General features: G+C 74.7%; 24 protein-coding genes and 2 pseudogenes. 13 read left to right on the top strand and 13 right to left on the bottom strand.

All coding sequences use genetic code 11. The features are described 5' to 3' along the window. Positions 1-5 precede the first annotated feature (5 nt). The 5 genes and pseudogenes from ABZW10_RS20730 to ABZW10_RS20710 form a co-directional block, all read left to right on the top strand. Positions 6-716 (top strand): GNAT family protein, encoded by a 711-nt coding sequence (locus ABZW10_RS20730; protein ID WP_355367718.1) that lies wholly within the window; start codon positions 6-8, stop codon positions 714-716. Between the two features lie 168 nt (positions 717-884). Beyond that, positions 885-1,355, top strand: a complete 471-nt coding sequence (locus tag ABZW10_RS20725) for a hypothetical protein (RefSeq protein WP_355367715.1) — start codon at positions 885-887, stop codon at positions 1,353-1,355. A 58-nt stretch (positions 1,356-1,413) separates the two neighbouring features. Beyond that, positions 1,414-1,917 carry a hypothetical protein gene (locus ABZW10_RS20720; protein ID WP_355367712.1) on the top strand — a complete coding sequence of 168 codons (504 nt, stop codon included), beginning with the start codon at positions 1,414-1,416 and terminating at the stop codon, positions 1,915-1,917. Then, a complete protein-coding gene (locus ABZW10_RS20715) occupies positions 1,917-2,246 on the top strand; it encodes a PRC-barrel domain containing protein (RefSeq protein ID WP_355367709.1) in 330 nt (109 codons plus the stop codon). The genes ABZW10_RS20720 and ABZW10_RS20715 overlap by 1 nt, the downstream gene beginning before the upstream one ends. A gap of 27 nt (positions 2,247-2,273) precedes the next feature. After that, positions 2,274-2,834, top strand: a pseudogene (locus ABZW10_RS20710) (type 1 glutamine amidotransferase domain-containing protein); the annotation flags it as partial. A gap of 85 nt (positions 2,835-2,919) precedes the next feature. Here the strand turns inward: ABZW10_RS20710 and ABZW10_RS20705 are convergent. The 8 genes and pseudogenes from ABZW10_RS20705 to ABZW10_RS20670 all read right to left on the bottom strand — a co-directional run bounded on the left by ABZW10_RS20705 (position 2,920) and on the right by ABZW10_RS20670 (position 9,995). Further along, positions 2,920-4,020 (bottom strand): hypothetical protein, encoded by a 1,101-nt coding sequence (locus ABZW10_RS20705; RefSeq protein ID WP_355367706.1) that lies wholly within the window; start codon positions 4,018-4,020, stop codon positions 2,920-2,922. A gap of 61 nt (positions 4,021-4,081) precedes the next feature. Beyond that, positions 4,082-4,936 (bottom strand): DNA ligase, encoded by an 855-nt coding sequence (locus ABZW10_RS20700; RefSeq protein ID WP_355367784.1) that lies wholly within the window; start codon positions 4,934-4,936, stop codon positions 4,082-4,084. A 129-nt stretch (positions 4,937-5,065) separates the two neighbouring features. Then, positions 5,066-5,944, bottom strand: a pseudogene (ligD, locus tag ABZW10_RS20695) (non-homologous end-joining DNA ligase); the annotation flags it as partial. 118 nt (positions 5,945-6,062) lie between these two features. After that, complete coding sequence (locus ABZW10_RS20690) at positions 6,063-6,683, bottom strand: TetR family transcriptional regulator (RefSeq protein WP_355367703.1); 621 nt, start codon at positions 6,681-6,683, stop codon at positions 6,063-6,065. A gap of 323 nt (positions 6,684-7,006) precedes the next feature. Further along, positions 7,007-8,131, bottom strand: coding sequence for a saccharopine dehydrogenase (locus tag ABZW10_RS20685; protein ID WP_355367700.1), 1,125 nt, complete (start codon positions 8,129-8,131; stop codon positions 7,007-7,009). A gap of 24 nt (positions 8,132-8,155) precedes the next feature. Next, positions 8,156-8,569 carry an MmcQ/YjbR family DNA-binding protein gene (locus tag ABZW10_RS20680; protein WP_355367697.1) on the bottom strand — a complete coding sequence of 138 codons (414 nt, stop codon included), beginning with the start codon at positions 8,567-8,569 and terminating at the stop codon, positions 8,156-8,158. 3 nt (positions 8,570-8,572) lie between these two features. Continuing rightward, entirely contained in the window at positions 8,573-9,016 is a 444-nt protein-coding gene (locus ABZW10_RS20675) for a VOC family protein (RefSeq protein WP_355367694.1), read from the bottom strand. A gap of 61 nt (positions 9,017-9,077) precedes the next feature. Next, positions 9,078-9,995 carry a helix-turn-helix domain-containing protein gene (locus ABZW10_RS20670; protein WP_355367691.1) on the bottom strand — a complete coding sequence of 306 codons (918 nt, stop codon included), beginning with the start codon at positions 9,993-9,995 and terminating at the stop codon, positions 9,078-9,080. Between the two features lie 190 nt (positions 9,996-10,185). On the opposite strand from ABZW10_RS20670, the gene ABZW10_RS20665 reads away from it, so the two are divergent. Both ABZW10_RS20665 and ABZW10_RS20660 read left to right on the top strand, forming a co-directional pair. Continuing rightward, positions 10,186-10,620, top strand: a complete 435-nt coding sequence (locus ABZW10_RS20665) for a CBS domain-containing protein (protein WP_355367688.1) — start codon at positions 10,186-10,188, stop codon at positions 10,618-10,620. Positions 10,621-11,123: 503 nt separating this feature from the next. Next, on the top strand, positions 11,124-12,422 hold the full coding sequence (locus ABZW10_RS20660) for a sensor histidine kinase (RefSeq protein WP_355367685.1): 1,299 nt from the start codon (positions 11,124-11,126) through the stop codon (positions 12,420-12,422). A 148-nt stretch (positions 12,423-12,570) separates the two neighbouring features. Here ABZW10_RS20660 and ABZW10_RS20655 read toward each other — a convergent pair whose 3' ends face one another. Both ABZW10_RS20655 and ABZW10_RS20650 read right to left on the bottom strand, forming a co-directional pair. After that, on the bottom strand, positions 12,571-14,541 hold the full coding sequence (locus ABZW10_RS20655; protein WP_355367781.1) for an NPCBM/NEW2 domain-containing protein: 1,971 nt from the start codon (positions 14,539-14,541) through the stop codon (positions 12,571-12,573). Positions 14,542-14,779: 238 nt separating this feature from the next. Then, positions 14,780-16,882, bottom strand: coding sequence for an alpha-galactosidase (locus ABZW10_RS20650; RefSeq protein ID WP_355367682.1), 2,103 nt, complete (start codon positions 16,880-16,882; stop codon positions 14,780-14,782). A 238-nt stretch (positions 16,883-17,120) separates the two neighbouring features. Here ABZW10_RS20650 and ABZW10_RS20645 point away from each other — a divergent pair, with 238 nt between their 5' ends. Genes ABZW10_RS20645 through ABZW10_RS20635 form a run of 3 tightly spaced genes read left to right on the top strand, consistent with a single transcriptional unit; the run spans position 17,121 to position 20,882 of the window. Then, complete coding sequence (locus ABZW10_RS20645) at positions 17,121-18,161, top strand: substrate-binding domain-containing protein (RefSeq protein ID WP_355367679.1); 1,041 nt, start codon at positions 17,121-17,123, stop codon at positions 18,159-18,161. Further along, positions 18,154-19,788: a sugar ABC transporter ATP-binding protein gene (locus tag ABZW10_RS20640; protein ID WP_355367676.1), complete on the top strand. Its 1,635-nt coding sequence runs from the start codon at positions 18,154-18,156 to the stop codon at positions 19,786-19,788. Before ABZW10_RS20645 ends, ABZW10_RS20640 begins: the two co-directional genes overlap by 8 nt. Then, positions 19,785-20,882 (top strand): ABC transporter permease, encoded by a 1,098-nt coding sequence (locus ABZW10_RS20635; protein WP_355367673.1) that lies wholly within the window; start codon positions 19,785-19,787, stop codon positions 20,880-20,882. The genes ABZW10_RS20640 and ABZW10_RS20635 overlap by 4 nt, the downstream gene beginning before the upstream one ends. Positions 20,883-20,928: 46 nt before the next feature. Here the strand turns inward: ABZW10_RS20635 and ABZW10_RS20630 are convergent, their stop codons facing one another. Beyond that, positions 20,929-21,738, bottom strand: a complete 810-nt coding sequence (locus ABZW10_RS20630) for a DeoR/GlpR family DNA-binding transcription regulator (protein ID WP_355367670.1) — start codon at positions 21,736-21,738, stop codon at positions 20,929-20,931. Positions 21,739-22,175: 437 nt separating this feature from the next. Further along, the gene (locus tag ABZW10_RS20625) at positions 22,176-22,568 is read right to left on the bottom strand and encodes a transglycosylase family protein (protein WP_355367667.1); all 393 of its coding nucleotides are present in this window, start codon (positions 22,566-22,568) and stop codon (positions 22,176-22,178) included. A gap of 591 nt (positions 22,569-23,159) precedes the next feature. Here ABZW10_RS20625 and ABZW10_RS20620 point away from each other — a divergent pair. Next, positions 23,160-23,573 carry a universal stress protein gene (locus ABZW10_RS20620; RefSeq protein WP_355367778.1) on the top strand — a complete coding sequence of 138 codons (414 nt, stop codon included), beginning with the start codon at positions 23,160-23,162 and terminating at the stop codon, positions 23,571-23,573. A 124-nt stretch (positions 23,574-23,697) separates the two neighbouring features. On the opposite strand, the gene ABZW10_RS20615 is transcribed toward ABZW10_RS20620, so the two are convergent. Continuing rightward, positions 23,698-24,006 (bottom strand): chaplin, encoded by a 309-nt coding sequence (locus ABZW10_RS20615; protein ID WP_355367664.1) that lies wholly within the window; start codon positions 24,004-24,006, stop codon positions 23,698-23,700. A gap of 199 nt (positions 24,007-24,205) precedes the next feature. On the opposite strand from ABZW10_RS20615, the gene ABZW10_RS20610 reads away from it, so the two are divergent. Further along, a complete protein-coding gene (locus ABZW10_RS20610) occupies positions 24,206-25,774 on the top strand; it encodes a PLP-dependent aminotransferase family protein (RefSeq protein ID WP_355367661.1) in 1,569 nt (522 codons plus the stop codon). 231 nt (positions 25,775-26,005) lie between these two features. Further along, positions 26,006-26,515, top strand: coding sequence for a hypothetical protein (locus ABZW10_RS20605; protein ID WP_355367658.1), 510 nt, complete (start codon positions 26,006-26,008; stop codon positions 26,513-26,515). Positions 26,516-26,707: the final 192 nt, after the last annotated feature.

Raw genomic sequence — 26,707 nt, 5'->3', positions numbered from 1 at the left:
GGTGGATGAGCACCACGCACCCCACCGCATCCGTCGGCCCTGTCGCTTCCTCCGCTCCCGCAGCTCCCGCAGCTCCCGCAGGACCGCCGACCGGTGGCAGCCGAGGGTTCGTCCCGGCCGTCCTCGACCTGGGCGACGTCGTCCTGCACCCGTGGCGGCCCGGCCTGGAGGTCCGGGGCGGTGCACTGGCGAGCCTGACCGCGGCCGCCGCCGATCCGGAGATCGCCCTCTGGAATCCGCTGCGCGCCGCCGACCTGGTGCAGGCCGAGGCGTGCCTCGACCGCTGGGCCACCGGCTGGGAGAACGGCAGCCTCGCCTACTTCGCGATCCTGGACGCCGTGGACTCCGAACTGCTCGGCACCATCGCACTGCGGTGGACCGACCGTGCCGACGGGCTCGCCATGGTCGGCTATTGGCTGCTGGCGGCGGCCCGGGGGCGGGGCGTGATCACCCGGGCCACCCGCACGGTCACCCGCTGGGGCTTCGACACCGCCGGCGCCCGGCGGATCGAACTCGCGCACGCGGTCGACAACCCCGCCTCCTGCCGGGTCGCCGAACGCTGCGACTTCCCGCTCGAAGGCACCCTGCGCGCCTCCTACCGCTTCGGCGACGGCCTCTACCACGACGAGCACCTCCACGCCCGGCTGGCCACCGACCCCGACACCGACGACGGTGCGGGTCCCGGCCCCGGGGCGCGGGGCCGCCGGGACGGCTGAGCCCGCGCGGACGGCGGCGGTCCGCCCGGGTCCCGGCCGGCCCGGCGGGCTCCCCGACCGCCGCACGGGGCTCCCCGCCTGCCCCGCCGGGCAGGGGGCGGGGTGCCGGGTGCGGGCCTAACCTGGAAGGGCGCGCCCGTACGTGGTGCGGAACGGGAGCGGTGGGCCATGACGGTCATCTCCGCGGCACTCTTCGGAGCCGATTGGCGTGCGACGCCACGCGGTTCCGCCGACCTGCCGCGCGAGTGCGCCGCCCGTGGCTGGACCGTGCTGCTGACCGCTCCCGGTCCTGCCGGGACCCCCGCGCTCACCGTGACCGACCCCGGTCACGACCCGGTTCGGGCCGCGCTCGACCTGGTCGGCGGCGAACCCGCGCACGCGGTGTTCGTCGCCGGGAGCGTGCCCGAGGTCCGGGCGGCGCGCCGGGCCGGGGTGGCCTGTGTCGCCGTGCTCGGCGTCGGTGCCACCGCGCCCGAACTGCGGGCCGCGGGCGCCGTCGAGGTGCACCGTGACGCCGCGGCCCTGTTGCGCGTGCTGGACGACAGCCTGCTCGCCCGCCCCCGGGCGTTCCGCGACCGCCGTCCGACCGCGTCGACCGGGTGGACTGCTTCGACCGCCTTGGCGGGCCGGAGCGGTTAGCCCGCACCCTCCGGGCACTCGCCCGGGCGGGAGGACGTCGTCACCGGAAGTGCCGGAGGTGACCGAGATGGACGGACCCGCGCTGAGCGGACGGGAGCGGCGGCTCCTGGCCGAGATCGAGGGCGAGCTGAGCAGGGACACCCGCCTCGACCGGCGGTTGAGCACGATGGGTGCCAAACGGCCGAGCCGGTTGGGGAACGCGTTGGGCGGCCTCGGCCGCCGGATGCCGGCCGGTGTGCTGATGACGGCACTGGTGATGTCGGCGGTCTGCCTCAGCGTCGCGGTGCGCAAGCCGACCGCGGCCGTGGCGATCGCCTCGGCGGCGGTCTGGGTCGGCAGCGTCCTGCTGGCGGCGGCCCTGTCGACCGTGCTGCGCCGTCGGCGGCGCGCCCGTGCGGAGACGGCGGACGAACTGCTGGACGGCGGGTACCGGGAACCGCGCGCCCGCGGGTGGCCGGGGGAGCCCACGGACGGCGGCGACCGCCCCGGCGATCATCCGGAGGGGCGCCGCGGCCGGCAGGACGGTCGTGAACGCAGGCCCTGGGACTATCCGGAGACGTGATGACCACCGAGCTGTGGGAGTACCGCCCCGGCTCCCACCACGCCGCCGATCTCACGCTGGTCGGCTACGAGGTCGAGGCGACGGACGGCCCGCTGGGCCGGGTGGACCAGGACGCCGGGGACCACCTGCTGGTGGACACCCGGCCGTGGGTGCCGGGCGCCCCGGTCCTGGTACCGGTCGGACTGGTGTCCCGGATCGACCACCTGGAACTGGTCGTCCATCTCGACTGCCCGCGCGCCCGGGTGCGCTCGGCGCCGCCGCCCGCGGCCGTCGACCGGGCGGGAGGGTCGGCCGGGCCCGGTGCGGGCCGTCCGGGCCGTGCGGGCTGAATCGGCGCGGGACGGGTGGTGAGCGGGGTGAGCCGGACGGAGTTCGTCGTCCTCACCGGCCGCACGGTCGCGTTCCTGGTCGCACCCGAGGGCGTCGAGCAGACCGAACTGACGTCCTCCTGGCAGGCCGTCGCCGAGGCGGGCGGCACGCCGCGACTGGTGTCCACCCGGCCCGGACGCGTGCAGGCGTTCCGGCACCTGGACCGGGCGGACACCTTCCCCGTCGACGACCTCGTCGGTGTGGCCGAGCCGGCCGCCTACGACGCGCTGGTCCTGCCGGGCGGCGTCGCCAACCCCGACACCCTGCGGCTGCACCGGGCTGCCGTGGCCTTCGTCCACGAGCTGTCCGCCGCCGGCCGGCCGGTCGCGGTGATCTGCCACGGCGCGTGGACGCTGATCGAGGCGGACGCGGTGCGCGGCCGCACGCTCACCTCCTGGCCGAGCATCCGCACGGACCTGGTCAACGCCGGCGCCTACTGGGTGGACGAGCCGGTCCACATCTGCCGGGACGGTCCCGGCGTGCTGGTCTCCGGCCGAAAGCCCTCCGACCTGCCGGTCTTCAACGAGACGCTGGTGACGGAGTTCGCCCACGCGCACCCGGCCAAGGGCCCGCACCCGCCCTGGCCGGTCGCCCACGAGGCCGCCCCCTCCCGCCACACGGCAGCGGAGGACGTCAGCCGAGGAAGCGGTGGACCGGTCCCAGACTGACCGGCAGTTCGTCGCTCACATCGACGGTGCAGACGTAGGTGACGGCGGCACGCCGGTCGTCGGCCGGGTCGAAGAAGCGCACCATCACGTCCTGGCAGTCGGAGCCCGCCCGGCAGTACGGGCTCCCGGCGACGGCGATCGTGTCCAGGGTGCAGAGGCCGGGCGTGGCGGGGACGGGCGTGGCGGGGGCGAGCGCGTCGGGCAGCTGCTGGGCCGAGAGCGGGCCCTCGCCGAGCAGACCGCCGCTCAGGAAGACCTCCGTCGCGGCGTGGTTCAGCGCCCGTTCGGCGGCGCTCCGGCCCGGGTTGCGGAGCTGGTGGTACACCTTGTCGAGCAGCGCGCGGACGTGTCCGGTCACCGCTTCGTGGTCGTGCTCGCGGGCTGGGTTGCGATCGCGCCGGGTGATGCCCTCCGCGACGGTGTCCACGGCGGCCTCGATCAGCGGGGTCTCCGTCCAGCGGGCCAGGCCGACGGCGCTGACCCGGACCACCGGCACGGTCCGGCCGGAGAACAGCCGCGTCGAGCGTCCGGTGAGCCGGCCGGGCACGGTGAGCCGGCCGATACGGCCCGGATCCCCGGCCGGGAGCGACTGGCCGAGCAGTGTGTCGCGCAGCGCCCGGTGGACGGGGTGCACCGGCGGGGCGGCGGCGATCCGGCGCAACAGCGCGAGCCGTTCCTCCTCGTTCCCGCCCGGCGCGGGGCCGGGGAGCGGGCCGGACCAGTCCATCCCGACGGCGGGTTCGGCCTCCAGGGCGTAGACCGTGGTGCTGTCGAGGGAGAGCGTCCAGGTCACCCTGGACGAGGCCCAGGGGTTGCGGACCAGGTGGTCGTACAGCTGCCGGGCGTCCCCGGGGTCCGGGGGCGGTCCGCCGGGGGCCTCCGCCAGTTGTCGTCGGAAGCCGTCCAGGCGGGCCTCGGAGCGGAAGTCGACGCCGATCCGGCCGACCGCGTACACGGGCGCGCCCTCGTCGGGGCTGGCGTCGGTGACTCGGTCGGCATCGGCATCGGCATCGGCATCGCCATCGCCATCGGCTTCGGCGGGGTTGGGGCTGGGGCTGTGGTCCATGGTGCTGGGCTCCCTCGACGCGGCTCGGTGTGCGGATACGGATCGGTCTGCGCGTCCGGGCTCAGTCGCCGCGCAGCCGCACGAAGAGCGCCGTCGGAGGCCGTCCGGTCACGGTCACCTCGGCGCGCAGCGCGGTGGTGAGCGGCCGGACGGAGCCGTACTGCGGATCGTGGACGGGCGGGCCGAGCCGTCCGGCCGTCGCCTCCGCCACCTGTCGGGACTGCGGCGGCGAGAGCGGCGGCGAGGAGAGCAGCACCCGGCCGTCGTCCAGTTCCAGGACGACCGCCCTCGGCCGCGTCGGCGGTCCGGTGACGGCGCGCACGGCCGCGTCCACGGTGTCGCCGCGCCGGTACTTCACCCAGACCCGCCCGGCGCCGCGGGCCCGGTACCGGGAGCCGGCCGCCTTGCAGACCAGCCCCTCCACCCCGGTGTCGGCGAGCCGTTCCATCCAGGCCAGCGCCTCGGCCCGGTCGGTGGTCGCCAGGACCGCCTGGACCGGGGGCGGGACGTCGGCCAGCGCGGCCAGCAGCAGCCGCCGCCGGTCGGCCAGCGGCAACCCCCGGACGTCCCGGCCCGGCAGGGCGAGCACGTCGAAGGCGATCAACCCGAGCGCCACGTCCTTGGCGGCCCGCGCCCGGCGGGTGCGCAGCAGTTCCTCGAAGGCGAACCGTCCGCCGCGCCAGGCGACCAGCTCCGTGTCCAGCACCAGCCCGGCCGGGAGCCGCGCCACGGCGGCGGCGATCGGCGGGAAGTCGGCGGTGAGGTCCCGCCCCGAGCGGGACTGCAGGAACGGCGGGCGCCCCGGCCCGTGCGCGAAGGCCACGCAGCGGAAGCCGTCCAGCTTGAGCTCGTACACCACCCCGGCCCCGCCGAGGCCGTCCGCCGGAGGGACGGCGGGCACCGCCGCCGGGCGCATCACCTCCACCGGGGGCTCCAGCACCACCGGATCACGGGCGGCGGCCGAGGGCGCTCCTCGGGGCGAGGTGGGCGAGGTGGGCGAGGTGGTCGGGGCGGCTGAGGTGGCTGAGGTGGTTGGCGCGGCGGCGGGCAGCGGACGGGCGCGCGCCGGATCGAGGAGCGGCGCGAGCAGGTCGCCGCGCGCTGCCAGCCGAGCCGGTACGTCGGCGATCGTGAACACCAGCTCCTCCGCCGACCCGGCCGCGTCCAACTCCGCCCAGGACAGCGGCGCCGACACCGTCGGCCGCTGCTGCGCCCGCACGGTGTACGGCGCGGCGGTGGTCTTCTTGGCCGCGTTCTGCGACCAGTCGACCAGCACCCGGCCGGTGCGACGGGCCTTCGCCATGGTGTGCACGACCAGGTGCGGGTGGGCCGCCTCCAGCTCGGCGGCCAACTGCTTGGCGTACGCGGAGACCCGGGCGCTCGGCGTCGGCTCCAACGGCACCATCAGGTGCAGGCCCTTGCCGCCGGAGGTCTTCACCCAGGCCTCCAGGCCGTCCGCCGCGAGCCGCTCGCGCAGCATCCCGGCCACCGCGCGGCAGGTGAGGACGTTCGCCCCCGCGCCCGGGTCGAGGTCCAGGACCAGCCGGTCCGCCAGCCCCGGCGCGGCGGTGTGCCACTGCGGCACGTGCAGCTCCAGACAGCCCAGGTTCACCAGTGAGAGCAGGGCAGCGCCGCTCTCCAGCACCACCTGGCGCAGCTCGCCGCTGTTGCTCGGCACCTCGGCCGTGCGCACCCAGCGGGGCGTCCCGGGCGGCGGGTTCTTCGCGATGAAGACCTCGGCCGCCACGCCGTCCGGGGTACGCAGGAAGGACACCGGGCGGTCGTGCAGGTGCGGCAGCAGCGCGGCATGGACGGCGGCGTAGTAGCGCAGCACCTCGCCCTTGAGGGTGCCGGTCTGCGGGTAGTACACCTTGTCCAGATGCGAGAGCGCGAGCGTGCGCCCGTCGACCACCATCTGCGGCATCGCCGCCTCCGAGGCTGCGCGCGTCCCGGCGCGGCCGGGTCCGTTGCGGCCAGTCTGCCCGGGGCGGGGGCGCGGCGCGAGCCGTCCCCGCCCCGGGCAGGTCGCCGGCCCGGTGATGTCACGGCCCGAGCAGGTCCAGCGCGGTACGGACCAGCGTGGCATCGGTGCGCGGCGCCCGCTCACCCGCCAGCCCGGAGCGGAACAGCGAGGCGCCCTCGATCAGCATCACGAACACCCCGGCCCTGGCCTGCCGCTCGGCCTCCGACAGCCCGGGCCGTCGCCGGCCGAGGAACGCGGCCACCCGCTCCCGGTAGCCGTCGTAGAACCGGCGGACGGCACCCGCCACCGCTGCGTCCCGGGCGGCGAGCGCCCACACCTCGGTGAACAGCCGGACCAGCCGCCTGTCCTCCTGCTCGGCCAGCAGCGCCGCTACCACCGCTGCGGCGGTGTCGGCGGTGTCGGCGGTGTCGATGGGGTCGGTGTCGGCGGTGTCGATGGGGTCGGTGTCGGCTTCGGAGTCGGTGTCAGGGGCGAGCAGCGGGGCCAACCGCTCCGCCGACCGCCGCAGCACCCGCTCCAGCACAGCCGCGACCAGGTCGGCGTGCGTGGGGAAGTAGTACTGGAGATGCCCCAGCCGCACCCCGGCCGCCGCCGCCACGGCCCGCATCGTCAGCTCCGCCCCGCCCTCGGCGACCAGCACCCGCTCCGCCGCGTCCAACAGCGCCTCCCGCCGCTCCACCCCCTTCCGCCCCCGCCCCGGGCCCGCCTTGCCGGCGCTCCCGGTAACCCGCTCACCGGGCCCAGCCCCCACCGGGCGGCTGCCGGAGCCGCCCGGCCCCGGGGCCGCCGAGCCGGTCGGGGCGCGGCCTTCCGGAGCGGTGGCCGATCCGTGCGGACCGGCGGCGCCTTCCGCCCGCTCCGTGTCGGGCGCCGCCACGGCGGCGGTTTCCGTCTGCCGTTCCGGTTCCGCCCGTTCGCCTGCTCGCCCGGGGGCTGTTGTGGTGGCCTCCGTGGCGTTGTCCGGGGTCGGGTCCGGCGGTGCGGCGGGGCCGGGGGTGGTGCTCATGCGGCAGCATCCAAGCCGGTGGCGGAGTGGATGTCGACCGAGACACCCAGGGCGGCGAGTGCGGGGAGGAGCTGGGCGGGGCGGGGCGCCTGTTCCGGGAAGGAGACCCCGGCCGGGGCCGGGGCCGCACCGTCCGTGCCGAGGGCGCGGTGGAGGGCGAGTAGGCCGCCCACGGCGGTGAGGTGGGCCTGGCCGGCGCGGTCCTCGACGACGGCGGTGAGGGTGCGGCCGCCGTGCGTGACGTCGATCCGCAGGAGCGCGGTGCCGCCGTCGCCGGGGGAGTACAGCATGGCGCGGCGGGCGGACTGCCAGCGCTCGCCCCGGCCCCAGCGGAAGAAGCCGGTGTGCTTGGCGGCCAGCAGGGCCCGGGTGCTGAGGCCGGAACTGAAGCCGATCCGGGTGGTGGCGGTTGCGGTGCCGAGGGTGAGCGGCAGGGTGAACTGCTCGGGCGTGTCGATCCGGGCGACCCGGGTGGGGTGGTCGCCGATCCGGACGGTGGCCGCGTCACTCAGCGGGGTAACCGTGCTGCGCCGGCCCCCTCGGATGACCTCGTAGTCCAGCCCCAGCCGGTCCATGAACTCGACGGAGTCCGCGCCGGCCCGGTCGGCGAGGTCCCAGCGGATGGCGGTCTCGACCCGGTCCGCCCCGCCGAGCCGGTCCGCCAGCGCGGCGGTGACCAGGCTGACGACGCCGCCCATCCACGCGGAGGAGAGCAGCACCGGTGCGGTCGGGCGCAGCAGGGCGGCCACGGTGGCGGCCCGTTGGAGCCGGACGGTCCAGCGGGTGATGTCCGCGTACGGCACCCCGCCGGCGACCGCGGCTCGCAGCACCCGGTCGTCCGGGTCGTTGACCACGCCCACGACGGCCCGGACCGCGGCCTCGAACGGTGCCGGGTCGGCGAGGTCCCAGCGGCGGGCCGCGGCGTGCGGGGCTCCGCCGAGGTCGTGGGCCAGGGCTGCTCCCCGTTCCTCGGACCGGCCGGTGAGCAGCACGGGGTGGTCGGCCGCCACCAGGCGGGCGAGTTCGGAGCCGACCGTCCCGTAGCCGCCGACCAGGAGGACGGGCCCCTGGGGGTCGTGGGTGAGCGAGTCGGGGGCGGAGGCGTGTGCGGGCTTGGTCATGGGAGAAAAAGTAGGTCACCTGACCTAAAAATCTCGTGAAGGTGCCCGGCCGGTCACCAGGGCGTGCGCGTCGGCGACCAGGTCCTCGATCCGCTCCCCGTCGAGCGGTGTCACATCGAGGCGGACGCCGACCCAGCCCCGGTGACCGACGTAGGGCGGCCGGAAGAACCGGTCCGGCTCCTCGGCGACCAGGAACTCCTGGGCGCCGGCCGCCGCCGGACACCAGAACGCGAGGCGGTCGTCGTGGTGGTGGTCGGAGAGCATCACGAACACCCGCGCCCGGCGGCCGGCACCGGCGAACCAGGTCGGTTCACCGTGGCTGACCCGCTCCTCCACCTCGGGGAGCGCCAGGCAGACGGCCCGCAGCCGCTGCACGGCCGCCGCCTCGCGGGAGGGGTCGGCTGCGGTCGTGCCACGAGTCGTGTTGCCAGGGTGCACGGCTCAGCCCGCCATGGGTCGGGGCGCGCCCGGGTAGGTGCCGAAGTACCAGTGGTTGCCCTCCGGATCGGCGGCGGCGAAGTCGCGCGAGCCGTAGTCCGTGTCGTACGGCGCGGTGGTGATCCGCGCCCCGGCGGCGACGGCCCGCGCGTGCAGGGCGTCCGGGTCCGCCGTGACCACGTACGCGCTGAACGTCCCGGGGCCGCCCGGCCAGGGCTCGGCACCCTCGGGCGTCGGACGGTCGGAACCGAGCATCACACCACCGCCCTCCGGCCAGGCCAACTCCGCGTGGGCCACGAACGCGCCCTCGCCGTAGGCGACCACCTCCTCGAAGCCGAACGCCTCCGAGAGGAAGCGGATCAGCGCGCGGGCGTCGCGGGCGCGCAGGCTCGGCCAGACCTGCGGCGCAGGCGTCGTACCGCCGGTGCTGGTGCTGTCGCTGCCCATGGCGGGTACCTCCTTCGGGTCGTGGCGACCGGTCCCGGACGGGCACCGGGCCGGACCGCCGTCATGCCTCCCACTCTGGCGCGGGCCCGGTGGCCCCGCCTTGGACGATTCGGAACTTCGCCGCGTCCGGGCCCTCCTCGGCCAGCCAGGTACTCGGCGCGCACCCGGCCAGTGCGCGGAACTCGCGGGCCAGATGGGCCTGGTCGGCGAAGCCGCAGTGCGCCGCGAGCTCCGCCAGCCGGGGCGTCCCGCCGGGCGCGGCCAGCAGCCGTCGGGCCCGGTCGAACCGGATCACGCGGGCGGCGGCCTTCGGGCTGAGGCCGGTCTCCCGGCGGAACCGGTCCAGCAGGTGCCGTTCGCTCCACCCGGTCTCCCGGGCGAGCGCGGCCACCGGCAGGGCCCCACCGCTGCGGCGCAGTGCGGACCAGGCGTGGACGACCTCCGGTGGCACCTGGCCGGACGGGCGCGCGAGCCGCAGCAGCGCGCCGTCCAGCGCCGCGAAGCGCTGCGGCCAGTCGCGGGCCTCCCGGACCGCCTCCCGGAGGTTCGCGACCGCCGCCCCGAGCACCGCCTCGGCCGGGACGTCCAGCCCGGACAGCTCCCCGGCCGGCAGCCCGAACAGGGCCCGCGCCGCGAGCGGGTGGACGGCGAGCTGGATGCCGGACTGCCGGCCGTCGTGGCTGATCAGCGCGGGCGCCGTGTGCAGGCCGCCGATCAGCGTGGCGTACCGGCCGGGTGGCTGCCCCGGGTCCGGGTGACCGGCCAGCGTGAGCGGATCGTCCAGGGTCAGGATGAAGGTGAGGTACGGGGACGGCAGGCCGCGGTGCAGGGCGGGTGGCACGCCGTGCTGGCGGTAGCCCGAGTACCAGGCCACGTACGGGCGCAGCGCCGTCGTGGGCCGCACCCGGACCGCCTCGTCGAGCAGGTCGTCGCCGGCCGCCGTCCTGCCGGGCGGTGCCCCGGCGAACTCGTCCGTCACGCCCCCAGTATCGGTCCGCCCCGTCGCCCGCCGCAGCGGCCGGGCCACCGCCGGGCCCTGCTCCCGCACGGCCCGGCGGTGACCGCACGTAGCCCCCGGGGCGATGCGCTCGCGGACCGTCGGCGGGGTGCATAGGGTGGGCGCAGCGGACCGTTCGCTGCTCGGGGGAAGACCCTGAGGAGGAGTCCCCGTGACCACAGCCCGAGACATCATGCACCCCGGCGCCCAGTGCGTCGACGCCGAACAGAGCCTCGCCGACGCCGCCCGGATGATGCGCGACATGAACGTCGGCGCCCTCCCGATCTGCGGTGGCGACCAGAAGCTGAAGGGCATCATCACCGACCGCGACATCATCGTCCGATGTATCGCGGAGGGACGGGACCCGGCCGCCGTGAAGGCCGTGGAACTGGCCGGCCACCTGCACTGCGTCCGTGCCGAGGACGGCATCGACGTCGTGCTCCAGAAGATGGAGCAACACCAGATCCGCCGGATCCCGGTGATCGACGGTGACCGGCTGGTCGGCATGATCAGCGAGGCCGACCTGGCGATGGGCCACCGTCAGGGCCACCGTCTGACGGACCAGCAGATCGTCGACTTCATGGACAGCGTCTACATGAAGCGGTGACGCCGGCCGTCCCGGACCTGCCGGGGCGGGGCGAGCGGGCCCCGCCCCGCGAGGGCGCCCGCGCCGAGCCGTGCGAGGGTCCTCGCCGTCGCCTCCGGACCCGGGCCGCAGGGCGATGACGGCGACGGTGACGACGGTGGCGACTGCCGGGACGAGGGCCGCGAGGACGGCGGGGGACGTCAGGACCGTCAGGGCCCGGCCGGGTCGGCGAAGGCGCGATCGGATGATCCGACGGTCCGTCAGAACGCTGTGGCGCATGGATGTTCACTCCTGGGTCCGAGGTCCCGGGGGTGGGCCGGGAGGATCGCTGAACCTGACGCTGATGAGGCTAGGGGTCCGCGCAGGGGGCCAAGAAGTGCCGATCTGCACATGTTCGCGCGGTCTGTGCCCTGGCCCTCCATGACGTTTGGCCAATCTTTGTGCGCGGGAGGGGAGGGTGCCGGGAACGCGGGTACAGTCCCGGCGTGGTCGGGACCGGCCCGGTCGGCACTGAGGAGGGGTGGATGGAACAGCGCGCCGTGCGGTGGATCCCGCCCGTGCTCTACACCGTGGTTCTGGCCGGTGGCTTCTACCACGCGGCGGTCGCCGCCGGTGAGTTCGGCGGTGCCCGGCTCACCGTCTTCGCCGCCGGTCTGCTGGCCCTGCTCGCCCTGGAGGCGCCCGGGCCGGACCTGGCGCCGGCCGCGCGGCTGCCCGCGGAACCGCTGCTGGTGGCGCGGGTGGTGCTGTTCGTGGTGGTCGCGGTGGTGGACGGCTCCGGGGTGTCGCGGGCGCTGTTCGTCCTGGTGCCGTTCACCGCGTACCTGGCCTTCGGCCGCTGGGCGGCGCTCGCCTGCGCCGCCGGGTGCGTCGGGCTGCTGCTGGTCGGGCTGACGGTCCTGGCGCCGGGGTGGTGGGTGCGGCCGGTCTACGTGTCGGACGTGCTGATGTTCGGCCTCGCCCTGGCGCTGGTCCTGTCGGTGGCCGGGGCGGCGGTCCGTGAACAGGAGACGCGGGTACGGCTGGAGGAGTCGCGCGAGCGGCTGGCCCGCTACGCGGAGCGGGTCGCGGAACTGTCCGCGGCCGACGAGCGCAGCCGGGCGGCCGGGGAGATCCACGTGAGCCTCGGCCACCGGCTCACCGCCGTCGGCGTGCAGTTGGAGAAGGCCGAGGCGTTCCGGGCGCTGGACCAGGAGGTCTCGGCGCGGGCCCTCGCGGACGCGCGCCGGTCGGTCGGGCGGGCGCTGGAGGAGGTGCGCGCGTCGGTGGGCGTGCTGCGCGGGGTGCGGCCGTTCTCCCTGGTCCGCTCGCTCGCCGAGCTCGTCCGGTACCTCGGCGACGAGCGGCTGGCGGTGGAGCTCACGGTCACCGGTGAGGAGTCGGGCCACGACGCCGGGACGCTCACGACCCTCTACCGTGCCGCGCAGGAGGCGATCACCAACGCCCGCCGGCACGGCCGGGCGACCAGGGTGGAGGTCCGGCTCGTCCTGGACGGTCCGGCCGCCCGGCTGACCGTCACCGACAACGGGAGGGGGATCGCCCGGGGCTCCGTACCGGGCCACGGCATACGCGGTTTGCGCGAGCGGGTGGCGCTGCTCGGCGGCCGGGTGGACATCCGTGGCGGGGCCGACGGGGCCGACGGGGTCGGCGAGGCCGGTGAATCCGGGGGCGTGGCCGTCACCGTGACGGTGCCCCGCCGGTCGCCCGCCGGAGCCGGAGCCGGAGCCGGAGCCGGGGTCGGGGGCGACGTCACGACGACGGCAACGACCGCCGCAGCGGCGGCGACCAGGGCAGATGGTGCGACCGGCCGAGCTGCCGGATGAACATCGCGCGCGACTCCGGGTTCTGACGGCCCGCCTGCCAACCCGTCGGCACCCGAGCCCGCCGCGAGCCCCGCCGGGAGCCCCGCCCCGAGCCCCGCCACGAGACGGGCGCGGCGCCGAGGACCGCTCGGCACCGCGCCCGCCCCGGTCAGCAGGTGAGCACCGGCGCGGCCCAGTCGGCGTGGTCGCTGTTGGTGCCGTCGCCACCGTCCGTCACCACGAGCCGCAGCTCGTTGGCTCCGGTCAGCGCCGCCGTGAGGTGCTTGACCCCGGAGGCTGCGGTCATCCGCCCGCTGTCGGCGACCTTGCTGTCGTCGGCGTAGATCTCGAAGGAGACCGAGCCCCGGCCCTGCGCCTCGTCGTCGACGCCCACGTCGGTGCTCAGCGCGGAGCAGGATCCGCCGAGGTAGTAGACGATCTCGCTGAACGCGTTGACGCCCAGGCCCTTGGCGTACTTGGCGCCCCCGATGCTGATCGTGGAGCCGTCGCGGGCCTGGTTGTCACCATTGCTCATGTCCCGCTCGACCGGACCCCAGCTGTTGCCCGCGGAGGACCAGGCGAGGTCGGAGAGCTGGTGGGTGCCGGCGGCCGGGCCGCTGCCGCAGGCGATCCGGACGTTCGCCCAGTCGGCGTGGTCCCAGCTGGTGCCGTCGCCGCCGTCGGTGACCACCAGCCGCAGCTCCTGGGCCCCGGTGAGGTCGGCGGTGAGCCGCTTCGCCGCGTCCCGGCCGGTGACCGGACCGCTGTCGGCGGCCTTCGCACCGTCCGCGTAGACCTGGAACACCACCGAGCCGTTGCCGTACGCCTCGTCGTCGATCCCGACGTCGCTGACCAGGTTGCGGCAGGTGCCGCCCAGGTGGAAGCCGATCTCGCTGGGGGCGTGCACCCCCAGGCCGTAGGGGTACTGGACGCCGCGGACAGTGATGGTCCGTCCGTCGCCGGCCGCGTGGTCGCCGTTGCTGTGGTCGCGCTCCACCGGGCCCCAGAAGTTGGTGGCGGAGGTGAACGGCAGGTCGCTCAACCGCGTGACCCCGTCGGGCGGGGAGACCGGCGAGCTCGGGGTGACCCGGAACATCGCCGTGCCGTGTCCCGGGACGACCGCGCCGATCGCCCCGGTGCTGGTCGTGGTCTGCTTGGACCACAGGTCCTTGACCGTGTACGACGCCGCGCCGCCGATGCCGACGGCCTGCGCCGTGGTGCTGATGGTGGTGTCATAGGAGCGCTCGTTGGTGAGGGTCACCGAACGGCTGCCGTCCGCCAGCGGCTTGCTCATCACCACGAGGCCGTTCACCCGGGAGACCACGGAGCCCTGCCGGCCGAGCGGGTCCTGGTCCACCGCGATGACGTCCTTGTTGGTGAGGATCTCCAGGGTCTCCGGCTCGGCGCCGCGCAGGTCGGAGCCGATCAGCAGCGGTGCGGCCATCTGGGCCCAGAGGCTGAAGTGGGTCCGGTACTCGGTGCCGGTCATGCCGCCGTTGCCGACCTCCAGCATGTCCGGGTCGTTGAAGGCCCCGGGCTTGGCGTAGTTGGCCAGGCCCTGGTTGGCCTGCGCGATGGAGATCATGCTCTCCCAGTTGTCACTGATGTCACCGGTGGTGCGCCAGGAGTTGCCCACCGGCTGCGCCCAGTTCCACGGCCCGGTGCTGCCCCACTCGCAGATGCTGTAGAGGATCGGCCGGCCGGTCCGCTTCAGCGCGTCGCCCATGGCCCGGTAGCGAGTCTGCGCATCGACGCCCTGGTTGTGGCAGTTGTCGTACTTGAGGTAGTCGACGCCCCAGGAGGCCCACAGATCGGCGTCCTGCTGTTCGTGGCCGAGGCCGCCGGGGAAGCCCTTGGTGTCGCAGGTGTGGTCGCCGGCGCTGGAGTAGAGGCCGAGCTTCAGCCCCTTGCCGTGCACGTAGTCGGCGAGCGCCTTGATGCCGTGCGGGAAGCGGACCGGGTCGGGCACGAGGTTGCCGGCCCCGTCGCGCTGGGGCAGCGCCCAGCAGTCGTCGAGGTTGACGTACTGGTAGCCGGCGGCCTTGAGGCCCTTGTCGACGAAGATGTCGGCGATGTTCTTGATCATCGCCTCGTTGAACTGCTCCCCGCAGGCGGTGGAGTTCCAGTTGTTGAACCCCATCTGCGGGGTCAGGTTGAGGCCGTTGTCGAGGGCCGCGGCCGGTGGCGCGGTGGCGAGTTGGAGCCCGACGGTGAGGGCGCCGCCACCCGCCATCAGGGTGAGCGCGGTCAGTGCGGCCGCGACGCGGCGGCCCGGCCGGGTTTCGGGGGTGCGCAAGAATCCTCCAGGTGAGGGAGCCGAAAGGATGGTCGGGTCGGGGGAGTTGGACCCGGGGAAGGAAGGAACGGAACGCGGCCGCTCAGTTGAGCAGTGTCCAGGCCTGACCGGGGGCGGCCGGGTTCGGCGCGCCGAGGACGACCGCGGAAGTCGGTGCGCTCTGCGGGGCCTCCAGGGCCAGCCCGGTGGCGACATTGGTGATGATCAGTGCGCCGGTGGCGGTGTTCTGCATGACCCGCCACTTCTGGTGCGGGCTCGCGGGGTCCCAGCGGTTGAGCACCCAGGCGGCCGAGCCGGCCCCGTTGCCGCCGGTCAGGGTGCCGTGCACCTGGGTGGGCGTGTCGCAGTTGTCGGTGATGTGCACGGTGCCGTCGGGGTTCGGGGTGAACTTCCACTGCTCCGAGGTGTGCCAGTCCCACCAGGTGTTGATGTCGGTGGTGGAGCCGTCCGGCGCGGCGCACATGCCGCGGACCTCCAGGGCCTGGCCGCCGGTGCCGCCCGCGCTGATGCCGTGGTAGCGGCCGTCGCCGACGACCGCGGCCGGGACGGTGCTGGGCAGTGCCTTGAGGCGGTACAGCGCGACGCCGTGCGGTGCCACCCAGGACCCGACGGTGTTGGTGAAGACGCCGGTGGCACCGCTCCAGAGGTCCTTGACCGTGTAGCCGGGGCCGGTCAGCCCGAGATCGGTGAGCGTGGTGGTGATGTTCTGCCAGCCGGACGGGTCCTGGTTGACCAGCAGCACGGCGGTGTCGCCGTCGGCCAGTTGGCGCTTGAGCACGATCGGTTTGGTGGGACCGTCCGGCGGGGCGCCGACCAGGGTGGCCGGCTTGCCGAGGCGGTCCTGGTCCACCGCGATGACATCGGTGTTCTTGTAGATCGCGAGGGCGGAGTCGCTGATGCCGGTGGTCCAGGTGACGCCCTGGTCGGTGTGCCGGGTGTCCGCCGTGGTGCGCAGGTCGGCGCCGCTGATCAGGGGGGCGGCCATCATCGCGAGGATGGACATCTCGCTGCGCGCCTCGTCGTCGGTCATCGGCTTGTGGCAGGTGCAGTTGTCGGTGGTGCCGTAGACGCCGTAGGGGTACAGCCAGCCCGCGAACATCATGTCCATGTCGTTCCAGCTGCCGGGCCGGACGTTGCCCGGGTACTCCAGCGCGGTCCGCAGCTGGCCGTTGTAGAGCACGCCGTCCAGGTCGGGGCCGCGGTCGCCGCCGATCCGGCACAGGTTGGCGACCTGGCCGCACCACTTGCCGGTCGGCGCGTAGCCGGGCGCCTCGTAGGCGGGCGTGCCGGCGGCGACGACGACCGGGTCGGTGCGGGCGGGGTCGTCGGCCGCCAGCAGGTACGGGATGCCGGTGTGCACGGGCTGGGCGGAGATGCTCAGGGTGACCCGGGGCCGGTTCCGGGCGGCGGAGGAGGCGTCCAGTGCCCGGCGGAAGTCCTGGGCACGGGCGTAGATGGAGCGGGTGAGCTCCCGGCCGATGCCCTGGGTGTAGTAGCGGTGGCCGTCCGGTCCGGTGATCTGGGGTCCGTAGGGGCAGTCGTCGTACTTGACGTAGTCGACGCCCCAGGCCACGAAGTCGTCGGCGTCGGTGCTCTCGTGGCCCAGGCTGCCGGGGTGGCCCTGGCAGGTGGTGTAGGTGGTGGTGGCGTAGATGCCGAACTTCATGCCCTTGCTGTGCGCGTACCAGGAGAGGTATTCGATGCCGTTGACGGTGCGGCCGTTGACGGTGCGGGAGGGGAAGCGCGCCGGGTCGGGCACCAGGTGTCCGCTGGTGACGTCGAAGCCGGTGCCGTCGGTGCCGCTGACCGGATTGCGGTTGGCGTCGTAGAGCTGCATGGCGCCTTCGGCGGTCTTCGCGAAGTCGGTGCTCTGGCCGTCGCGGTGGCCCAGTGACCACCCGTCGTCGATCGTGACGGTGTCGTAGCCGGCCGCGACCAGTCCGCGGGCGACCATGAAGTCGACGGTCTGCACGACCTGTTCCTGGGTGACGGCGGTGCCGAGGGTGTTCCAGGAGTTCCAGCCCATCGGCGGGGTGAGGGCCTGTCCGTTCTCGACGGTGACGGCCGTGGGCGCGGCCGCGGCGGGGCCCGCCGCCGGGCCGAGGGCGAGCGCGCCGAGGCCGGACGAGGCGAGGGTCAGCGCCAGCAGTGTGCGGGGGACGATTCGGGGCGCGGATCTGCGCATGGGCGCTCCAGGAGTGCGCGGGTGGGGGGCGCATGAGGTTCGCTGGTGAAGGGGAGTCGCGCTGGTGCTTTCTGTCTCATTTTCAAACAGAAAGCAACGCAGCATAGGTCTGGCGGGAGCCGACATTCAAGAGCACCTTTCTGCTGCAAGGGGCTTGACGGTCCATCAGTACCGGGTGTGATATTTCACATCGCGTTGAAATCTGTTTGGTTCTGCTTGATGAGGAGCGGTCCAGTCCATGACCAGAAGCACCAGCCGCCGCGCTGCGGTCGGCTCCCTCCTGCTCGCCCTCGGCCTGACCGCCGCCTGCTCCGACGGGCAGGAGACGACGACCGGCAACGCCTCGGCGGCACCCGTCGATGGGAAGATCTCGATCACCTACCTGCAGAAGCAGGGCGACCAGGAGTACTTCATCGGCGAGGCCGCCGGCGCCAAGGCCAAGGCCGCCGAACTCGGCATCGACCTCAAGGTGGTCAACCTCGGCAGCGACGCCAACAAGACGGTCAGCGAGGTGCAGGGGGCCGTCGCCCGGAAGACCAACGGGGTGATCGTCGTCGTCCCCGACCCGGCCGTCGGGCCGCAGGTCGTGCGGACCCTCCGGGACGCCGGGACCGCCCTGCTCACCTCCGACGACCAGGTCTGCGCCACCGGTCCCGACCCGGCCGCCTGCGCCAAGGCCGACCTGGTGCCGCGGATCGGCTTCAGCGGCGCCCAGATGGGCGCCGAGGTCGGCCGGCGCGCCGCCGAGGAGTACACCAAGGCGGGCTGGTCGGCGGCCGACACCCGGGTCGTCGCGGCCTGGAAACAGGACGTCACCGTCTGCGGGGACCGCGTCAAGGCGGCCAAGGAGGCCTTCGATTCGGCCGCCCCCGGCGTACGGACCATCGACGTCGCCACCGACAACACCCCCACCGGCGCGCAGGACAAGGTCGCCGCGACCGTCACCGCCAACCCGGGCGTCAAGCACTGGGTGGTGTGGGGCTGCAACGACGAGAACGTGCACGGCGGCGTCACCGCGCTGCAGAATGCCGGCCTCGGCGCGAACGACGTGATCGGCGTCGGCCTCGGCGCCTACCTCGCCTGCAAGGACTGGAGCGCGGGCAAGCCGACCGGGATGAAGGCCGCGCTGTTCATCAACGGGCGGGAGGTCGGCGCGCTCGCCGTCCAGACCATGTACGACAAGCTCAAGAACGGCAAGGAGTTCCCGGCCGAGCTGTTCGCGCGCGCCACCATGGTCGACGCCGCCACCTGGCAGGGCGCGGGAGTCACCTGTGGCTGACCGGGCCGCCGAGCCGTCGGCCACCCCGGAGCCGCCCGGGCCCCGGCCGCCCACCGGGCAGCGGCCCACCCCGCAACCGCCCGGCACCACCGGCGTCGCGGCCCTCACCAAGACCTTCGGCGCCGTCCGGGCCCTGAGCGGCGTCACCCTCGACTTCCCCCGCGGGACGGTCACCGCGCTGATGGGCGAGAACGGCGCCGGCAAGTCCACCCTGCTGAAGATCCTCACCGGCGACCACCGGCCCACCGAGGGCCGCGTCCTGCTCGACGGCCACCCCGTCGACCTGCGCTCCCCGGCCCAGGCCCGCGCCCTCGGCATCCGGATCGTCCCGCAGGAACCGGAGATCGTCCCGCACGTCTCGGTCGCCGAGAACGTCTACGCCGGCGCCCTCCCCACCGGCCGGGGCCGCCGGCTGGACCGCGCCGCGCTGCGCCGCCGGATCACCGCCGACCTCGACCGGCTCGGCTTCACCGGCGTCCTCGACCCCGACCTGCCCGGCTCCCGGCTCACCGCCGCCCAGCGCCAACTGGTCGAGATCATGCGCGCGCTGACCGGTGGGGCCGGCGAGGCCAAGCTGATCGCCTTCGACGAGCCCACCTCCTCGCTGTCCGAGCACGAGGCCGACACCCTCTTCGCGCTCATCGGCCGGCTGCGCGCCGAGGGCGTCGCGGTCGTCTACGTCTCGCACCGGATGCGCGAGATCTTCCGGCTCGCCGACCGGATCGCCGTGCTGCGCGACGGAGCGCTGGCCGGCGTCCAGGACGCACGCGACACCACCGAGGGCGACCTCGTGCGGCAGATGGTCGGCCGCGACCTGTCCGCCCTGTTCGTCCGCGGCGACGTCGCCACCGACCGCGTGGTGCTGCGGGCCCGCGGCCTGACCACCGACCACGTGCGCGACATCGACCTCACCGTCCGGGCCGGAGAGGTGGTCGGTCTGGCCGGGCTGATCGGCGCGGGGCGCTCGGAACTCGCCCTGGCGCTCGCCGGGGACCTGCCGGTCCGCGCCGGCACGGTCACCCTCGACGAGCGGCCGCTGCCCACCGGCAGCCCCGGCCGGGTGATCCGCGCCGGCCTGGGCCTCGCCCCCGAGGAGCGCAAGGCCCAGGCCCTCTTCCTGCACCGGTCGATCCGCGACAACACCTCGATCGCCGTCCTGGACCGGCTGCGCCGCTGGCGCTTCGTCAAACGCGCGGCCGAACGCGACCTGGCCCGCGTGTACACGGACCGGCTGCGGGTGCGCGCCCCGTCCATCGAGCACGAGGTGCGCAAGCTCTCCGGCGGCAACCAGCAGAAGGTCGTGCTCGCCCGCTGGCTGGCCCGCCGGCCCAAGCTGCTGATCCTCGACGAGCCGACCCGCGGCATCGACGTCGGCGCCAAGACCGAGATCCACCGGATCATCGCCGACCTGGCCGAGGAGGGCGTCGCCCTGCTGGTCATCTCCTCCGAACTGCCCGAACTCCTGGGCCTGGCCGACCGGATCGTCGTCCTGCAGAACGGCCGGATCACCGGCGAACTCGACCGCGCCGACGCCACCGAGGAGGCCGTCCTGCAGCTCGCCATGGCCGACGACATCACCGCGGCCGCCACCGCCGACCGCCCGTCCTCCCCGGGAGCACCCTCATGAGCAGCGCCGCCACTCCGCCCGCCGTCGGGCGACCCGGTCCCGGCGAACCCGGGTCCGGAGAACCCGGCTCCGACCGCGGACCGCGCTCCGGCCACGGCCGCTGGCGGCGCACGGGCGGCCGCCCGCTCGCCCTGCTCGCCGGGATCGGCGGCCAGAACCTCAGCCTGCTCGGCGCCCTGGCCCTGGTCCTCACCGTCTTCGGCCTGCTCGACGACAACTACCTCGGCTTGACCAACCTCCAGGTGATCGCCGAGGCCGCGACCATCACCGGCCTGCTCGCCGTCGTCCAGACCGTCGTGATCATCTGCGGCGGCCTGGACATCTCGGTCGGCTCACAGGCCGGCCTGGCCTCCGTGGTCAGCGCCATGGCCTTCACCTCGGCCGGGTCGAACGCCCTCGCCGGGACGGCGGCCGCGGTGGCCGTCGGCGTCCTCGTCGGCACCGTCAACGGCCTGGTCATCGTCCGCGGCCGGGTCAACGCGACCATCGCCACCCTGGCCGGACTCGCCGCCTACAAGGGCATCGCCCAACTCGTCTCGGACGGGCGGGCGCAGGGCTATGTGCTCGGCGACCCCGTGTTCGTCTTCCTGGGCCGCGGCAAGATCGCCGGACTGCCGGTGATGGTCTGGATCCTGATCCTCGTCGCGCTCGCCGTGCACGTCCTGCTCACCTACACCGACCTCGGCCGCAACCTCTACGCGATCGGCGGCAACGACACCGCCGCCCGGCTGGCCGGCATCGCGATCAACAAGTACCTGGTGGCCGTCTACGCCCTGATCGGCGCGGTCGCCGCGCTCGCCGGCATCCTGCTCACCGCCCGCACCGGCTCGGGCCAGCCGGTCTCCGGCAGCGAGGGCCTGGAACTCAAGGCGATCACCGCCGCGGCGCTCGGCGGCTGCGCCCTCAAGGGCGGCCGGGGCGGGATCGGCGGCACCCTGCTGGCCGTCGCCCTGCTCGGGGCCCTGGAGAACGGGCTCACCGTCGAAGGCATCAACTCCTTCTGGCAGAACGTCGCCCAGGGCTCCCTGCTGGTGGTCGCCGTCGTGGTCCAGCAGTCCCGCTCCGGCGACCGCGCGGTCGGCCTGCCCGGCTAGGGTCCGGTCGGCCTGCCCGGTCAGCGTCCGGCCGGCCCGGCCGGCGTCAGTCCGTCGGGACCGGAGCGACGACCAGCTCCCCGACGGCCTCCGCCAGGGCGGTGCGGGCCTGGGCGTTGAGGCCCGAGTCGGTGACGAACACGTCGATCTCGTCGAGACCGGCGAACCCGCTGAGCGCGACCACGCCCCACTTGGTGTGGTCGGCCACCACCGCGACCCGGCGGGCGGAGGCGACCAGTGCCCGGTTGGTCTGCGCCTCGGCGAGGTTGGGGGTGGTCAGACCGGCCTTCTCGCTGACCCCGTGCGCCCCGAGGATCAGCAGGTCGACATGGAGCGAGCGGACCGCCTGGTCGGCCAGCGGGCCGACCAGCGCCGCCGAGGGGGTGGGCGAGCCGCCGGTCAGCAGCAGCGTGGGCGCGCCGGCCGCCGGCTCGTCACCCGTCGAGCGGATCAGCTCCGCGACCGGCAGCGAGTTGGTGACGACGGTGAGGCGCGGTACGTGCAGCAGCCGGGCGGCGACCGCGTACGCCGTGGTGCCCGCCGCGAGGGCGACCACGCTGCCGGGCTCGACCAGGGTGGCCGCGGCCTCCGCCACGGCCGCCTTCGCGGCCGATTCCAGCGCCGACTTCGCCTCGAAACCCGGCTCGTCGATGGCCGTGCCGGCGGCGGCGACGGCCCCGCCGTGCACCTTCTTCACCACGCCGGACCGCTCCAGGGCGTCGAGGTCACGGCGCACGGTCATGTCGGAGACGCCCAGCTGCTCGACCAGCTCGGCGACGCGCACGGCCCCGCTGCGGCGCACCATCTCGGCGATCATCGCCTGCCGCTGATGGGCCAGCAGCCCGCTGTCGGCCAAGACCCCACTCCTCACGCTGGTACGCCCTGCGGGACCGGGCGGTCCGCGAGTCCGTCAAGGATACTGTCCGACCGGGTGCGGCCGACCGGGACCGCCCAGCCGGGTCCGGCCGACCGGGCACGGCCGACCACCGAGGTGCGGCGGGCGTCCGGCATGCGGAAAGCGATGTCCCCGCCGGTGGCCCGAAGGCGGACCGGGACCTGCGCGCGCCGTACCCGGCCGCCGGACGGACGAGGAGTTCGACGACTACTGTGCGCGCAAGCCGCACGTGGCCACCAGCCTCGACGGCCGCGTCGCAGAACGCACGACGCCGCTGGACGCCGACCGGCCCTTCAGGGGCCCGGTCGGGTGCAGCGGCGTTGTCGTGGTGCTCCCCGCGGAGGGGGTGCGGTGCTTCCCGGCGAGGGGAGGCGCGGGGTCCTGCCCGGCCAGGGGTCTTACTTGGTCAGACCGGCCTTGACGGAGCAGACCGGCCAGGCGCCGGGGCCCTGCGAGGCGAGGACCTTCTCGCCGACGGCGATCTGCTGCGCCTTGGTGGCCTGGTGCGCCTGCGGCGCGTAGGCGGTGCCACCGAAGGCGGCCCAGGTGCTGGAGGTGAACTGCAGGCCGCCGTAGAAGCCGTTGCCCGAGTTGATGGCCCAGTTACCGGTCGCCTCGCACTGCGCGACCTTGTCCCACACGGAGACCGGCGCGGCGGAGGCGCCGTTCGCCGCGACGAGGCCGGCCACCGGGAGAGCGGTGAGCGCCCCGGCCATCAGAGCCATCCGGACGCGGTTGCGGCGCTTGGTGGCGGTGGTGGTGGCAGCGGCGGTCTCGTTACGGAAGGTCATGGGTTTCCTTTCGGAGAGGGTTTGCGAGCGTGCGGAACCAGGCCCTCGGAAGGCCGTCGGTTTCGGGGACTCAGCACTCGCGTGGTCTTGCACCGTCCTGCTCCCGGGGCGGTGAGGCCCTGGTGAGCGGCTTGCTCGGTGCAACGACTTCGAAGTTACGGGGGCTGTGGGGCCGTTTCAAGGAATCGCAGGTTTAGCCACGTCAGGGCGGGGTTACCGCTAGTAAGGATCAAGAAAATGGGTGGATTTGAAGGCAAATGTCCCGATTTTCAAGATCAAACCTTCTGGGAAAGTGGCCTGGCGCACATCCCGGGCCCTGTGAGGCCGCGCACACGGTCGACGGGGCGTGACGGGCGCTCGCCGCGCCGTGCGCGAATCCGCCCCTCCGGGGGCCGGGAGCCGGGGGCGCGGGTGGCCCGCACCACAGCCCTCACCGGCCGTGCCCCCTGCGGTCACCCGCCGTGTCCGGCATAGCCTCGGGCCATGACCAACGAGAGCGATGCGGAGCGGGACGAGGCGGACTTCGAGGCCGAGGAGCCGGGCGGTGCGGTCGCGCCGGCCGGGTTCGAGCTGGGCACCGACGGCCCCAAGATGCTCCTGGCGGGCCTGGACGGCTCGGACTCCTCCTGGCGTGCCACCGCCTACGCGGCCGGCCTGGCCCGGCGGCAGAACGCCACCCTGGCGATCGCCTACATCCAGCCGGTCCTGGGCGCGGCCACCGCCCTGGCCGGCGCGGCCGTCGAGGAGACCACCCGGGAGATCGCCGAGGAACTGCTCACCGCGATCCGCGAGGCCGAGCACCGGCTGCGCGACGTCTGGCGGGTGGACTGGCGGTTCCTGACCGTGCGCGGCGACCCGTACACGGGGCTGGCGCGGCTGGCGGACGAGCTGCGGGCCGACGGGGTGGTGGTCGGAGCCTCCGAGCAGGCCGGGCACCGGGTGATCGGCTCGGTCGCGGTGCGGCTGGTCAAGGCGGGCCGCTGGCCGGTCACGGTGGTCCCGTAGGCGCCCGCGGGGAGGGGAAGGCGCGCAGCCAAGGAGAACGGGCTGCGGCCCCGGGGTTCCGGGACCGCAGCCCTCGGCGTGCGGGGGCGCGCCGGTGAGGCGTCGGCGCGCGGGCGGGCTTCGGTCAGAGGACGGACAGACTGTTGCCGCAGACGTTGATCGGGACGCTGATCGGGATCTGGATCTGGTTGCCGGACAGCACGCCCGGCGAGTTGGCCACCACACCGCTGGCGTAGGCCCCGCCCTCGTTGATACAGGTCGTTCCGCCGCCCTCGTGGGGGGTGGGGGAGTGGAACGCGGGGGCGTGCTGCCCCGGCTCGTGGTGCCCGTGCTCGGGCTCGTCGCAGTCGCCGGCGAAGGCGGGGCCGGCGGACAGGACCGCCAGCGCGGCACCGAGGCCCGCGGCGATCAGGTACTTCCTGGTGTTGGTCATGCCGAAGGAATAGCCAGCCGACACGCAGAGAACGACACAATCCGACCATCGGATCACCCGATCGCAGTCGGAAGCACACACCGATGCAGGAACGGCGCAACCCACCCGGCGGGGCCGACCGGGCGACGGCGCCGGGCCGCCCGAGGCCGCGGGGCCCGGCCCCAGGGCCCGCACGGGCCCGGCGCTAAGGTGCATGACCATGACGGACACCCCGGTCGATCCGCCCCGGACACCCCGCCGCCGTCCCGCCGGATCCGGCGGACCGGCGCACCCCGTCGCCGGTCCGGCCCACCACCCCGGGCGCCCGACGGACGACGTGAACGCCACCGCCGCCGCCACCCGCTCCGACGCCGGCCCGTCCGGCACCGACCTGCACCTCGACCTGCCCGCCACGGGCAGCCGCCGGTCCGCGCTGATGGCCGCCCTGCGCGAGGCGATCCGCAGCGGCCGGCTCGCCCCCGGCACCCGGCTGCCGCCCTACCGCACGCTCGCCGCCGATCTCGGCATCGCCCGCAACACCGCCGCCGACGCCTATGCGGAACTCGTCGCCGAGGGCTGGCTCACCGCCCGCCAGGGCTCGGGCACCGCCGTCGCCGAACGGGCCGAACCGGTCGCCGCGAACCGCGCCCGCCGCTCCTCCCTGCCGCAGCGCCCCACGCACGACCTGCGGCAGGGCCGGCCCGACGCGGCCGCCTTCCCCCGCACCGCCTGGCTCGCCGCCGGACGCCGGGCGCTCACCGCCGCGCCCAACGAGGCGTTCGGACCGGGCGACCCGCAGGGCCGGCGCGAACTGCGCGAGGCCCTCGCCGACTACCTCGCCCGCGCCCGCGGGGTGCGGACCGACCCGGACCGGATCGTGGTCTGCTCCGGCTTCGCCCACGCGCTGCGCCTGCTGTTCGACGGCCCTGGCGCCGTGCTCCCCGCCCGCAGCCGGGGCCCGCTCGCCGTCGAGGGCTACGGACTGCCCTTCCACCGCGGTCTGCTGGCCGCCGCCGGGGTCACCACCGCCCCGCTCCCGCTCGACGAGCACGGCGCGCGGGTCGGCGCGCTGGCGGACCAGCGCGAGGTCCGGACCGCGCTGCTCACCCCCGCCCACCAGTTCCCGACCGGGGGACCGCTGCACGCGGGCCGGCGGGCGGCCGTGGTGGACTGGGCGCGCGGGCGCGGCGGGCTGGTCCTGGAGGACGACTACGACGGTGAGTTCCGCTACGACCGGCAGCCGGTCGGTGCGGTGCAGGGACTGGACCCGGAGCGGGTGGTCTACCTCGGGACGGCCAGCAAGAGCCTCAGCCCGGCCCTGCGGCTCGGCTGGATGGTGCTGCCCGACCACCTGGTGGACCGGGTGGTCGCCGCCAAGGGGGAGCGCGAGGGCTGGGCGAGCGCGCTGGACCAGCTGACCCTGGCGGAGTTCATCGACTCGGGCGGCTACGACCGGCACGTGCGGCGGATGCGCCGCCGCTACCGCGAGCGCCGCGACCGGCTGGTCGACGCCCTGGCCGAACGGGCCCCGCACGTCGAGGTCACCGGGATCGCGGCCGGACTGCACGCGGTGCTCCGGCTGGCGCCCGGCACGGAGCGCTCGGTGCTCAAGGCGGCGGCCTACCGGGGGCTGGCCCTGGACGGGCTGGCGGACTTCCGGCACCCGCTCCTGGCCCCGGAGGCGATGCCGGCGGTGGACGGCCTGGTGGTCGGCTACGCGACCCCGCCCGACCACGCCTACCCGGCGGCCGTGGAGGCGCTCTGCGCGATCCTGCCGCCGCCGCTCTGACGGAACACGGGCCCGGCCGCTCGGCGCCCGGTCCGCCGGACCGCTCCGTCGCCCGGCTCGTGGGCGAGCCGCCGTCCCGCGCGGCGGGAGGGGAGGGTAGGGCTCCGGACACCCGGGAGCGAAGCGAACCGGAAGGTAATGGCCCGGGCGTCCGCTCGCCGGTCATATGCCGGTACGGACCGGGGCGGAAGCCGCCGCCGCGACCCGGACGGCCGCCTACGCTCACTGGTCATGCGCACTTCACTCAAGAGCCGTCTCGGCCTCCCCGCGGTCCTCGCCTTCCTGGTCGCCCTGCTGCTGTCGGCGACCCCCGCCCACGCCGGCACCCCGGTGCTGTCCGTCGCCGTCGACAAGGCGACCGCCACCCCGGGCTCCTCCGTCACCCTCACGCTCACCCTGACCAACACGCACGACACCGCCGCGCAGTTCGTCTACGAGTCCATCCAGCCGACCTACGCCACCACCCTGAACACCGGCCTGAAGTACGGCTTCTCCGCCTGTGGCGGCAACGTCACCAGCTGTGACACCGGCGCCACCAGCGGCCTGGTCCACCACTCCGTCCCGGTCGCGGCCGGCGCCACCACCACGGTCACCCTGACCTACGCCATCGGCGCCGACTCGGTCTGCGGCAACGGCGCGCGGATCGACTTCTACACCTACCTCTACTACGAGTACGCGAACGGCACCGCCAACGACTCCGGCGTCTTCCAGGTCCCCGGCAACGAGGTCGTCTGCTCCTGACGGCCCGCGTCCCCTCTCCTTCCGTGACTCCCCGTCAGGTGCCGCTCGCCCCCGTGGCGGCACCTGACGGGGGCTTCGCCGTTCCCGGCGCCCGTCCGCGTACCTGCCCGTGTGCCCGTCCGCGTGCCCGTCCGCCCGCCCGGGCAGCGGCTGCCGCCCGGCGTTGTCGTACCCCCGTGACAGGCTTGGCGC

Origin of the sequence: Kitasatospora sp. NPDC004723, from assembly GCF_040609255.1 — a bacterium.
Classification (GTDB): domain Bacteria; phylum Actinomycetota; class Actinomycetes; order Streptomycetales; family Streptomycetaceae; genus Kitasatospora.
This window is presented reverse-complemented; position numbering and strand designations above follow the sequence as displayed.